The sequence below is a fragment of the Limosilactobacillus pontis genome (assembly GCF_002940945.1).
Taxonomy (GTDB): domain Bacteria; phylum Bacillota; class Bacilli; order Lactobacillales; family Lactobacillaceae; genus Limosilactobacillus; species Limosilactobacillus pontis_A.
This window is the reverse complement of record NZ_PNFV01000002.1, coordinates 138,781-151,297: the sequence shown is the minus strand read 5'-3', so window position 1 is coordinate 151,297 and position 12,517 is coordinate 138,781. Positions and strand designations below refer to the sequence as shown.

The following is a 12,517-nucleotide window of genomic DNA, read 5'->3' as shown; positions in this document are numbered from 1 at the left end:
GAGGAATTTTCGTATTCCTAAATATGGGTGGAACCACGCTAATTCATGATAATTAACGTCCCTAATGCTTACCAATCAGTAGCATTAGGGACGTTTTTAATTTTTATAAGGGAGAGATCATTATGGCTCAAGTCGCAGTTATGTCACCCGATGGATCCGTTAAGAAGATCGACCGGGACTCAAAAGAAGGTTTACAAGCACTCCGCAAGTTGTCCGCCTTGATGCTCAAGGCTGCCCTGCTCCAAGAATTTAAGGGTATTCGCCTTGGTGAAGCCGTGGCAGATGAGGACGGTTTCCATGTTGATTCCGACAAGGACGATCAACAAGTTTCCGCCGACGAATTACCAGCCTTAGAAGACGTCATCAAGGGTATGGCCAAGGACGACGTCAAGGTTGAATTTTCTGAAGTTGCCGTTGACGACGCCCTGGCCGCTGTCAAGGACGACCAGTTCTCTGCAGAACTGATCAACGAAAATGCCAAGGATGGTAAAGTTGCCATGTATAAGCTTGGTGACGCTATGGCTATCGCCGACCAGGACGTCCTGGTTTACGGTGATGTGGTCAAGAACCTCAAGCTCCTGTCCGTTGCTGGTGCCTACTGGAAGGGTATGTCATCCAACCCAATGCTTCAGCGGATCTACGGGACTGTCTTCTACAAGAAGGATGCCTTGGCTGAAGATCTGAAGAAGCGTCAGGAAGCACGTGAACGTGACCACCGGGTAATCGGTAACCAGCTCGACCTCTTCTTTGTTGATCCGAAGGTTGGTGCTGGTCTGCCATACTGGATGCCAAAGGGGGCTACGATTCGGCGGACGATCGAACGCTACATCATCGACCGGGAAGTTGCTGATGACTACAAGCACGTCTACACCCCGGTTCTGATGAACTTGGATGCCTACAAGACTTCTGGTCACTGGGAACACTATCGTGATGACATGTTCCCACCGATGGACATGGGTGACGGCGAAATGCTTGAATTGCGGCCAATGAACTGCCCAAGCCATATTCAGGTCTACAAGCACCACATCCGGTCCTACCGTGACCTGCCACTGCGGATTGCCGAACTTGGGATGATGCACCGTTACGAGAAGTCTGGTGCCCTCTCCGGTCTACAACGGGTTCGTGAAATGACTCTGAACGACGGCCACACCTTTGTAGCCCTCGACCAAATCCGGTCCGAATTCGCCAAGATCTTGAAGTTGATCATGTCCGTCTACAAGGACTTCGATATTACTGATTACAGCTTCCGCCTTTCTCTGCGTGACCCGAAGAACACTAAGAAGTACTACGCCAATGATGAAATGTGGGAGAAGTCCCAAACCCTGCTGAAGGCCGCCATGGATGACCTGAACCTTGACTACTACGAGGCTGAAGGTGAAGCTGCATTCTACGGTCCAAAGCTGGACATCCAAACCAAGACGGCACTGGGCAACGATGAAACCATGTCCACCATCCAACTGGACTTCATGCTGCCAGATCGTTTCGGTCTGACCTATGTTGGTAAGGACGGTAAGGAACACATGCCAGTCATGATCCACCGTGGGGTTGTCGGGACCATGGAACGGTTTGTGGCCTACCTGACTGAAATCTACAAAGGTGCCTTCCCAACCTGGCTAGCCCCTGAACAAGTCCACATCATCCCAGTTAGCGATGATGCCCACGGTGAATATGCCGATGAACTTGCCAAGAAGATGAAGGCTGCTAACATCCGGGTCGTTGTTGACCACCGGAATGAAAAGATGGGCTACAAGATTCGTGAAGCCCAAACCCAAAAAGTTCCGTACACCTTAGTTGTTGGTGACGACGAGCTGAAGAGCAACGGCGTTTCCGTCCGGAAGTATGGTGAGAAGGAACAAAACGAAATGAGCCAAGATGCCTTCATGGACGAAATTCTTGCCGACATCGCATCCTACTCACGTGAAAAGTAATAGTAACCCTTTAGTAAAGTCCCTGACGGTTATCATCCCTGTCAGGGGCTTTTTATACGCAGAACGTTACTATGTATACTAACGCTATACACTATACTTAATTTATATACACTAATTTTGTATCGTGATAATATAGGAGATGAAAGGAGTGACTTTTATGGCACAAATTAACATTAAGATCGACGACCAATTGAAGGATGATGTTAACAAAATCTTCGCCGAGATGGGGCTGGACCTCACTAGCGGGATCAAGGTTTACCTCAAGCGGGTCCAACAGGACAGACGGATTCCGTTTGAAATCAAGGGAACACGTGATGTAGACGAGGTTGCCCGTCAATACCGGGCAGGCAACCCCGAGGTAGTTACCCGGTTGAACAAGCTGCTGTCCGCCCTGGCGGGACCTGATAACGGGGCCACCGGGATCGGTGGCAGTGTCCTAAAAGCCACTAGCCACCAAAAGAAGGAGCAACCTGGTGGTATCGGCCAGGGAATCCTTAACAATACTCACGACTAGCAAAGGGAAAGGACCTGGATGCGCGCATCAGCGCAATCCAGATCCTTTTTGCAATTTAAATTCCCGGCCACTGGCAGCGTTTGATATCAACGTGATTGGCATCTTTAAACGGGATTCCCTCAGCCGCCAGCATCGGTCCCTGATCGATCCAACCAGGTGCCAAACGACCAGTGGCGGTTACGACCCGATGACAAGGATGCTTCCCATACTCGCCGGCCTTACTGAGGGCTTTCCCTACCAAACGAGCATTGCGCGGACGGCCAATTAACCGAGCAATCTGCCCATAGGTGGCCACCCGGCCCAAAGGAATGATATCAACAATATTTAACACGTCGGTCATGAAGTCTGCATCAATCTTGGTCATCGGCAGCTCCTCCCAATTGAGGCAGCAGTAAGAAGATTACCAGGCCGATCACGAAGAGAATACTAAGCGAAGCCGCCCCCATCGTCGACCGCCCCGTCCACTGGGTTACTAGGCCTACAATTACCGGTCCCAGAATTGCGGAAAACTTCCCCAGAATGTTGTAAAACCCAAAAAACTCACTGCTGGAATCCTTGGGAATCAATTGGCCAAAGTAGGATCGACTCAGCGCCTGAAGTCCCCCTTGACTAGTTCCCACCAGGATCGCCAGAATCCAGAAGTCGGTCAGGTCAGTTAGGTGCAGAGCGTCGAGACAGATAATGACGTAAACAGTGATTCCAACCAGGATGGCAGTCCTGTTGGAAGTTTTCTTCGCAAGCCAACCATAAAATAGGGAAAACGGAAAAGCAATCAGTTGGACGACCAGCAGGACCATCATCAACATCGTGGTCGGCACCCCCATATCCTTGCCGATTGCAGTAGCCATCGTAAAGATCGTGTCGACCCCGTCGATGTAGAAGAAATAGGCAATCAGGAACCAGGTGATCTGCCGGTAGCGACGAATATGATGAAAGGTCTGAGCGAGCCGACGAAAACTGTCCTGCAACGGATTAGCAACATCGCTAACGCTATACCGCTGGCGGCCGTGCACCAATAGTGGCCAGCCAAAGATCCCCCACCAGACGGCGGCAATGACGAAGCTAAACTTGGCAATTCCATAGACTGACAAAAGGCCGTTAAAGCCATGGGTCAGTTGAGCCGCCAGAAAGACAATAAAGGCAATTACCCCACCGAGGTAGCCCATTCCGTAGCCAGTTGAAGAGACCAGGTCCATCTGCCCGTCTGGAGCTACATCAGTCAGGAAACTATCGTAAAAGAGGTTCCCACCTGAGTAACCGATGATCGTCAAAACGTACATGAAGAGCAGCCATTGCCACTGCTTAGCCGGCAGGAGGGCCAGGCCCAGCGTCAAGATGATGGCTGGCCAGGTAAAGATATTTAGCCATCGGCGTTTAGCATTAGGATAGTCGGCCAGGGCACCCAACAGTGGGGCCAGCAACGAGACCACCAGGGTACCAAAGCTATTAGCATAGCCCCAGTAAGCCGTCGAGTCGGCCGCACTGACTCCCGCCTGCTGTGCGACGGCCTTAAAATAAACGGGCAGGACAGCGGTTACGACTAGGATCCCATAGCCAGAGTTGGCCCAATCATAGAAGATCCATTGCCATTGTTGTTTGTTAATTCGCACGAATCCGCCTCACTTTCTAATAACGCCCGGAATCGGCTGCCCAGCCGTGGGTGCCGGATAGTGCACGCCCAGCAGCTGAGCAAAGGTTGGCCCTTCATCAACTAGGTGGGCACCCGCAACCGTCGCTCCTCGATTGACGTCCGGACCGGCAAATACCGCCGTGGTAAAGTAGCCCGGTTGATTTGGTCCGTAGCCATGTACCCCCTGGTAACGATCATGGGTCCCCAGTGAATCTGGGTCGACGTCCTCGACCACCGCCGGCCGGTTGACCTCGTCAGTAAAGTAATAGCCTGGCTGAGCCTCAACCAGGAATGTGCATCGCGGATCGGCACCTCGTTTAACAGCTTCTGCACCGTCATAGATATGCTCGACCCCCGCAACACCAGCGATTAACTGCTTGAGCCGACCAGTATCCACGTTACCCCGGGTGTAAACATAGGTCTCCCCATCACAGGTTTTAGCCGTCACCCGCCAATTATTACGGTAGGTCGTTTTGCCAGCCAGGGGTGTCAACCAGCCGTGTTGGGCGAAGAGCATGTTAAGGTGGATCATCTTGTGAACATTGATTTGATAGTGGTCACCAAGTAAGACGAAGTTAGTATGGTCATAGGTTCCGGCGTCCTTAGTAGCCTGAACGAGCTGATCAACCCGCCGATCAAGGCGCTGCAAGGCGTGCTGAGCCTGAGCGGACCGGACCCCGTAACGGTGCCGCATACTATCCATATCGACCAGGTGTATTAAGGTCAAGTCGGGCTGCTTGTTTTTCAGGGTGTCAACCGCACAGGCCGTGATAAAGTCGTCTAACCAGGGCTGCTTAATTCCGTGGCGCAGATGTCCGTAGCGATGATTCATCTGCAGAAGGAAACGGGGCGAGCTGGCCTTTAAGGAGACCAGCACCTGATTAGTCCAAATCCGGTTTGGAAAGATCTCAGCCAGGTTGTAATCAATCTGACTGCCCGCAGTAACCGGCCAGAGGAAGGCAGCCGTTGTCAGCCCCGCATTGTGGGCAACATCATATAAAGGAGTTGCCTTAACATCCTTGCGGTACCAGTACCAGTCAGGCGAAAGGCGGCGTGGCTGGAGCTTAGTATTGTTGACCACTCCATGGACCGCCGGGTACTGTCCCGTAATAATCGAAGTATGGGACGGGTAGGTCAATGTCGGGAAGATCCCGCGAACTCGTTTAACCCAGGTTCCCTGTTTCATTATCTGTTGGATATGAGGCACCAGATAGCCAAGCTCATTAAGATCCCGGAAGCCGAGGGAATCCAAAGAGATAACGACTAATTTATTTCTAGGCATTATTTCATCTACTTTCATTTATTTTCAGCTAACAACTATTAACAATTTTAACACCTACCACTACCGGCTTTTTTCAAATTTACTATTATTTTGTCAAAAGAATTACTATAATAAAAGGGTTACTTTATGCAATTTATTCCATATTAACGAAAGAATACGCCAGGAGTGTGAAAATATTGGCAGAAACACAGCCCACCCGGTCGTTCGGTTTCTTCACGGCCCGCTCGATCCGCGTGGGAATCCCCTCTACTATTACCAATGAGACCGGAACCAGATCAAACTGAAAGGAGCCTTTTCACTTATGAATAATAATCCGCAGCTTAAAAAAACTGAACACGAGAAGACCCTCGGCCTCTTCGACCTGGCCATTCTTGGGATCGGGGCGATTATTGGAACCGGAATTCTGGTCCTGACTGGGATCGTCGCCGCCGAGGACTCCGGACCGGCAATCGTCTTCTCATTTCTCATTGCCGCCTTGGCCAGTGGCTTGATCGGACTCTGCTACTCCGAGCTGACCACCAGCCTCCCTAACTCCGGCAGTGCTTTCTTCTACGCCTGGGTTTCCATCGGTAAGTTTGTTGCCTTCCTGGCCGGCTGGACACTGATTGGGGTTTATATCACCACCACAGCAACAGTTGCCAATGGGTGGACTGGCTACGTCCAGTCCTTTCTGGAAGTATTGGGCGTCAAACTTCCCCATCAATTCCTGGTGAACCCATCTGCAGGCGGGATCATCAACCTGCCGGCCGTTCTAATGATCCTGTTGATGACCATCATTCTCACCCGGGGAACCAGTGAGAGTAAGCTGATTAACAACTTCCTGGTTGGAGTTAAGATCTTCATCATCCTCCTCTTCATCGTCGTCAATATTCAGCACGTTCAGCCTAGTAACTGGCACCCCTTCCTCCCTTATGGCTTCAAAGGGATCTTCACTGGGGCTTCGGCCGTCTTCTTCTCCTTCCTCGGTTTCGATGCCCTGGCCACCTCTGCCGAGGATGCCAAAGACGTCGACAAAAATATTCCCCGGGCAATAATTTTATGTCTGGTAATCTCAACCACCCTCTATATCCTGGTCAGCCTGGTGATGACCGGGGTCGTTTCTTACACCAAACTGAACGTCTCCGAAGCGATGTCCTACGTCCTGATCGTCAAGGGCCACCCCTATGTCGCAGAGGTTGTCTCTCTAGGCGCCGTCCTCGGAATCATGGCAGTGGTCTTTGCCTTTATCTACGCGGGGTCCAATATCCTTAAGTCAATGAGCCGAAGCGCCTTTCTGCCTCAAAAGCTCGCCCGTGTCAATAACAAGACCCACAGTCCCAACCAGGCGATCTGGCTGGTTGGGATTCTCGCTGCCATCCTCGCCGGTGAGTTTGACCTCCACTACCTGGCCCTGATCGCCAACATCGGTTCACTGATGGTTTTTGCTCTAATCTCACTGATCGTGATCATCCTGCGCTACCGTTATCCAGAACTGAAGCGGCCATTTAAGGTACCGTTTGGGAATACAATTCCGATCCTTTCGATCATCATCTGCATTGTCCTCCTCATCAGTATCTCCCTGACGGCCTGGCTGACCTACCTGGCCTGGATCGCACTGGGACTGGTTATTTACTTCACCTACTCCCTACGCCACGCCGACGAATTCAACTTCACAAAAGAATAAGTTTCACCTGAGGCTGGGAGAAAGCTTTACTTTCTCGCCAGCCTCTTTATATTGCCAGCGGGTGTAAAATGAAATTGGTACACTAATCTATATTTTGAAAGGAACTGGTTAAATGTCACGATTCAGGAACTCTGCATGTACGTCAATCATGGTCGGAAAGAAGGCTTCATTAGACGGATCAACCTTCATTTCTCGGAACGAAGACCGGGTCAGCGCCATCGAGCCCAAGCGCTTCCTAGTTCAGCCCGCTGTTCACGACCGTCACGAAACCTACGTCTCAGCCTACAACAAGCTAACTGTGCCACTGCCGGAAAGCGGAATGCGTTACACCGCGACCCCGTCAGTTGACCAGAGCGCCGGCCCAAACGAAGAGGACGGCTTCAATGCAGCTAATGTTGGTGAAAGTGCCACTGAAAGCGTCTACGCCAACGACCGCGTTCTTGCCTACGATCCATTCGTCAAAAACGGCCTGGCCGAGGACTCGATGACCACCCTGGTTCTGCCATACATCCACTCCGCACGGGAAGGGGTTGAACGCCTGGGCCGGTTGGTTGCCAAGTACGGTTCCGCTGAAGGCAATGGAGTCCAGTTTAACGACCAGAACGAGGTCTGGTATATGGAAATCGCTACTGGTCATCACTGGGTCGCAGTACGGATTCCCGACGACTGCTACGCCGTGGCCGCTAACCAGATTGCCATTGAGCAGATTAACTTCAACGACCCGGCCAACTACATGTGGTCCGCTGGTATCCGTGAGTTTGTTGATGACCACCAGCTCAACCCGGATAACGACCAGTGGAACTTCCGCCACATCTTCGGTACCAACACCAAGCTCGACCACCACTACAACACTCCCCGAGTCTGGTTCGCCCAGCGCTATCTGAGTCCAATGGCAGCTGCTGACCAGACTCCAGAGTGTCCCGACATGCCTTTTATCCGCAAGCCAGAACGCAAGATTGCGGTCGAGGATATCCAGTATCTGCTCAAATCCCACTTCAATGAAACGAGGTACGACCCGCTAGGCGATGGCAGTGAGCACGACAAGAAAGTTTATCGGCCAATCTCCCTATCGCGGACGGCTCAGTCCCACATCCTGCAGATGCGCAACAACGTTAAGCCACAGCAGGCGGCCATTCAGTGGATCGCGTTCGGCCTGCCGACTTTCTGTGCCTACACACCATTCTTCGCTAACGCCGACGATACCGATGTCTCCTATCGTAACTTTCCAAACAAGATGAAGCTCAAAAATGCATACTGGCTGAACGAAGCCCTCGCTATGGTGGTGGAGAGTCATTACAGCGTGTTCTACGACCAGGACGAAGCCTTCCAGAAGGATCTTAATGAGTGGGCTCGGCGTAAACTCGCGGCGGTCGACGCCAAGGCCAATCAACTAAGCGGGGCCCAGCTGACCACCTACCTGACGGGTCAGAACCATAAGATCGCTAAGCACTATAATAAGAAGGCCAAACGACTCCTCTTTGACCTAATGACTCAAGGTACGGAACTCTCCAAGCTAACATTCAAGATGGATCCAAACCTCTAAACTATTCACGAGACTGGAAAATAAGCTTCTCAGCTTCTATATGATGGCTAGCATACGAAGCCAGCCCGTAACAGCCTTATAATATTCGAAACTGAAAGCGAGGGATTGATATGAATAAAGAAGAAATTCGCCAGCAAATCCTGCATACTGCCAACCGACGCTACGCCACAAAAAAATACGACCCTAACAAACACATCGCTCCCGACGACTGACATACGATCCTGGAGGCTGGACGCTTGTCACCAAGTTCATTTGGTTACGAACCTTGGAAATTTGTCCTAATCAACTCGCCCAAGATCAAGGAAGATATCCGGCCGTTTGCCTGGGGAGTAACTAACAGCCTAGACGGCGCTGACAAACTCCTCTTAATTCTAGCCCGGACCGACGTGACTTACGACAGTGACTATGTTCGCAACCTTGTCGAGGGTTTGCACCATCACCAGTTCTCACCAAATTCTAAGCCTTCCCAGAGTTTCAAACACTTCCAGGAACGCGACCTAGCTATCACCAACGACCGTGAGCTTTTTGACTGGGCTAGCAAACAGACCTACATTGCCATGGCCAACATGATGACCGCCGCTGCGGAGCTCGACATCGACTCCTGTCCTCTGGAAGGTTTTAACTACCGGAAGATGAACGATTACCTCGCCCAGCACAGCATTATCAATCCAAATCACTGGCGAGCCTCAGTCATGGTCAGTTTCGGCTACCGTGACCAGCCGATCAAGCCCAAGGTTCGTCAACCCCTTAACAGAATTTACGAAGAATTGAATTAAGGGATTGACTTCACAATTAGAAAGTTCTAATATAATACCAACAATAAATTATAAATTGCTAAGAAAAGATGAGTAGCAGGTGGCGGGCTCCACAGAGAGCCGGGTAGCTGAGAGCCGGTGTCTCCTAAACCTGTAAAGATGGTCTTGGAGCGAAACAGATCGGCGAGCCGCTGGTAAGCCGGTCACGAGTGGCGACCGCTAAAACGCCTGGGTCTACCTGCGGGTGTACCCATTGAGGACTGGGCTGTGAGGCCTGGTTGAATTAGGGTGGTAACACGTTAACTTTCAGTCTTTGAAATGACGTCCCGAAAAGAAGCATGATGTTTCTTTTCGGGACTTTTTTATTTGCCGCCGAAACCTATACTCACCACAAAAGAAAGGATCGATGTTTTATGACCACATTCACACCACGGACCGTTTCCCCATTTCGTTACGACGTTGTTGGCTCGTTTCTCCGACCCCAAGAGCTAAAGGATGCCCGCAAGCAATTTGTAACGGGGCAGATCAGCCGAGACGACCTCACTGCCATTGAAGATCGCTTAATTGTGGACTTAATCCACAAAGAAGAGGCCGCGGGACTCAAGGCGGTGACCGACGGTGAATTCCGCCGTAGTTACTGGCACCTCGACTTTTTCTGGGGCCTGCAGGGAACCAAACACGTTAACCTCAAACACGGCTATTTCTTTCATGACGAGGAGACCCGTAATGATTCCGTCCAACTGACTGGTAAGCTTAGCGGCGAACGCCATCCCTTTGTGGAGGCCTTCAAGTTTGTTCAGGACCACGTCAGTGCTGGCACCCAGGTCAAACAGACGATTCCGGCCCCGGCCCAGTTTCTGGAGGAGTTTCTCCGACCCGAAAACCAAGCCAACCTTAAGGAGTTCTATCCGAACCTTACTGAGTTTGACCACGACGTTGCGGCAGCCTACCATCAGGTTATCGAAGACCTCTATGCTGCTGGCTGTCGAACCCTGCAGCTTGATGACTGTACCTGGGGAATCTCGGTGAATAACTTTGCTAACCTTAAGAAGAAGGACCCCAACGCCGATACTTCTCAGCTGGTAGCCCTGCAGGAGCGCTTCCTCAAAGTCAATAACGCTGCCATCGCAAACCTGCCAGCAGACCTCACCATCAATACCCACGTTTGTCGAGGAAACTACCATTCTACCTGGGCAGCCGCCGGGGGCTACAGTCCTGTTGCCGACACCCTTTTCGCTCAGGAAAACGTCAAGGCCTTCTACCTGGAATACGATTCCGAACGTGCTGGGGGCTTTGAGCCGCTAGCCAAGGTTCCAAACGAAAAATACGTAGTCCTTGGTCTGGTAACCTCCAAGACCGGTGACCTGGAGGATAAGCAGTCCATCATCGACCGGATCCATGAAGCGGCTAAGTACCACCCTCTTAACCACCTCTGCTTGAGCCCGCAATGTGGTTTTGCTTCCACCGAGGAGGGAAACATCCTGACCGCGGATCAACAGTGGGCTAAAGTTGCATTAGTGAAAGAAATCGCGCATGAGGTATGGGGCTAGGCTGTGCGTCATTTTACAAAATAAAAAACATTAAACAATTGGACCGTGACCGGATGTAATCCCCGTTACGGTCTTTTTTGTGACCTACCAGCCCCGTTAAATCAGCATTTTTGATAATCGTTTAACATTTATTTTGATAAACGATTGACAATTTTACTAAATACGCTTACAATTTTCTTCGTAAACGTTTTCAGAGTAACAGAAGGGAGTCGGTTGTATTGCATCAAATCGATAAATCACGGGTAGTAAAAATCACCAATACCCGTTATCGTGAACACTACCATATTCAAACACCAGCCGGCTGGTTAAACGATCCTAACGGCTTGTGCTTCTTTAAGGGCTACTACCATGTTTTTTACCAGTTTCACCCTTACTCTGCCGAGTGGGGACCAATGCACTGGGGACACGTCCGTAGTAAAGATTTAGTCCACTGGGAAAATTTACCAGTCGCCCTGGTTCCCGGTGATCCTGAAGACTCCGGCGGCTGCTTTTCCGGATCGGCCATTGTCAAAGGAAACCGACTCTATTTGATTTACACGGGTCACCACTACTACGACGATGATAACCAGGACCACTTCTGGGAGAACCAAAACGTGGCCTACAGCGATGACGGAATCCACTTCACCAAATATACGGGCAACCCCGTGATTGAGGCTCCTGCAGATAACAGTCAGGACTTTCGGGATCCCAAGGTCTGGGAGCACGATGGTCAATACTATCTGGTTCTCGGCAGCCGGGAACAGGACAACAACCGTGCCCGGATCCTCCTCTACCAATCCAGTGACCTACTGAACTGGCAGTACCGGGGACCAATCACCGAATCACGAAGTATTGAGCTTGAAGGTTCAATGTGGGAATGTCCCGACCTCTTCCGGCTCAACGGTCAGGATATCATTGCCTGCTCGCCGATGGGGATCAAGCCACAGCGACACCGTTTTCTCAATCTGAGCCAGGCGGCATACTTTATCGGCCACCTCGACTACGATCAGGCTCGGTTTAATCACCATGACCTCCACCTGCTGGATTATGGACACAATTTCTACGCGCCCCAGTCATTCTTGACTCCAGATGGCCGTCGGATCCAATTCGGCTGGTTCAGCTCCTTTGACAACCCAATGCCAGAGCAATCAGATGGTTGGGCCGGAGCATTGACCCTGCCACGCGAACTCGTTATGCATGATAACCGGCTAGGAGCTATTCCCGCACAGGAAACAACCCGACTACGAACTGGTGAGGCCCTTAATACCTCAGCAATTATTCATTCTCCGCACCAGCTCACCGTAGCCGATCCTCAGCACACCGAGTGGAACCTGACATTCAACCTGACTGGCTACGAGGATCAGGTTAGCTGGCAGCTGGCCAATACTGATCAGGTCCTGATTAACCTCAGCTATGACCAGTCTACCGGTGAAATCACGGTTCACCAGCACGGTCAGGCTAGCGATCGCTACGCCGCCATCGGTCACGTCCGCCAGCTACGGGCTCAGATCTTCGTCGACACCAGCTCGGTCGAGATCTTCATCAACGACGGGGCCGCCGCTTTCACCGAGCGCTACTACAATGACAATCAGCCGGTCACGACCGCTCTGGCTGCCAGCCAGCCAACCGCCACAGCAATCAAAGCTTATACTCTTGACATGAAAGGATAATCG

10 protein-coding genes are annotated in these 12,517 nt (G+C 51.3%); 7 read left to right on the top strand and 3 right to left on the bottom strand.

The features are described from left to right. Positions 1-122 precede the first annotated feature (122 nt). Both thrS and CK797_RS02435 read left to right on the top strand, forming a co-directional pair. Positions 123-1,928 (top strand): threonine--tRNA ligase, encoded by a 1,806-nt coding sequence (gene thrS, locus CK797_RS02440; protein WP_104688224.1) that lies wholly within the window; start codon positions 123-125, stop codon positions 1,926-1,928. A 157-nt stretch (positions 1,929-2,085) separates the two neighbouring features. After that, the gene (locus tag CK797_RS02435; protein WP_104688223.1) at positions 2,086-2,442 is read left to right on the top strand and encodes a type II toxin-antitoxin system RelB/DinJ family antitoxin; all 357 of its coding nucleotides are present in this window, start codon (positions 2,086-2,088) and stop codon (positions 2,440-2,442) included. Positions 2,443-2,497: 55 nt separating this feature from the next. Here CK797_RS02435 and CK797_RS02430 read toward each other — a convergent pair whose 3' ends face one another. Genes CK797_RS02430 through CK797_RS02420 form a run of 3 tightly spaced genes read right to left on the bottom strand, consistent with a single transcriptional unit; the run spans position 2,498 to position 5,354 of the window. Then, positions 2,498-2,806 carry an MGMT family protein gene (locus CK797_RS02430; RefSeq protein WP_104688222.1) on the bottom strand — a complete coding sequence of 103 codons (309 nt, stop codon included), beginning with the start codon at positions 2,804-2,806 and terminating at the stop codon, positions 2,498-2,500. Further along, positions 2,793-4,052 carry an MFS transporter gene (locus tag CK797_RS02425; RefSeq protein ID WP_104688221.1) on the bottom strand — a complete coding sequence of 420 codons (1,260 nt, stop codon included), beginning with the start codon at positions 4,050-4,052 and terminating at the stop codon, positions 2,793-2,795. The genes CK797_RS02430 and CK797_RS02425 overlap by 14 nt, the downstream gene beginning before the upstream one ends. 9 nt (positions 4,053-4,061) lie before the next feature. Next, positions 4,062-5,354 carry an ectonucleotide pyrophosphatase/phosphodiesterase gene (locus CK797_RS02420; protein ID WP_104688220.1) on the bottom strand — a complete coding sequence of 431 codons (1,293 nt, stop codon included), beginning with the start codon at positions 5,352-5,354 and terminating at the stop codon, positions 4,062-4,064. Positions 5,355-5,655: 301 nt separating this feature from the next. On the opposite strand from CK797_RS02420, the gene CK797_RS02415 reads away from it, so the two are divergent. The 5 genes from CK797_RS02415 to CK797_RS02395 all read left to right on the top strand — a co-directional run bounded on the left by CK797_RS02415 (position 5,656) and on the right by CK797_RS02395 (position 12,514). Then, positions 5,656-7,017 carry an APC family permease gene (locus CK797_RS02415; RefSeq protein WP_104688219.1) on the top strand — a complete coding sequence of 454 codons (1,362 nt, stop codon included), beginning with the start codon at positions 5,656-5,658 and terminating at the stop codon, positions 7,015-7,017. 112 nt (positions 7,018-7,129) lie between these two features. Next, positions 7,130-8,560: a C69 family dipeptidase gene (locus CK797_RS02410; RefSeq protein ID WP_146085276.1), complete on the top strand. Its 1,431-nt coding sequence runs from the start codon at positions 7,130-7,132 to the stop codon at positions 8,558-8,560. A 218-nt stretch (positions 8,561-8,778) separates the two neighbouring features. Continuing rightward, positions 8,779-9,336: a nitroreductase family protein gene (locus tag CK797_RS02405; protein WP_318531293.1), complete on the top strand. Its 558-nt coding sequence runs from the start codon at positions 8,779-8,781 to the stop codon at positions 9,334-9,336. Between the two features lie 392 nt (positions 9,337-9,728). Beyond that, entirely contained in the window at positions 9,729-10,865 is a 1,137-nt protein-coding gene (locus CK797_RS02400; protein ID WP_104688217.1) for a 5-methyltetrahydropteroyltriglutamate--homocysteine S-methyltransferase, read from the top strand. A 218-nt stretch (positions 10,866-11,083) separates the two neighbouring features. Continuing rightward, positions 11,084-12,514, top strand: coding sequence for a glycoside hydrolase family 32 protein (locus CK797_RS02395; protein WP_104688216.1), 1,431 nt, complete (start codon positions 11,084-11,086; stop codon positions 12,512-12,514). The last annotated feature ends 3 nt before the right edge of the window (positions 12,515-12,517 follow it).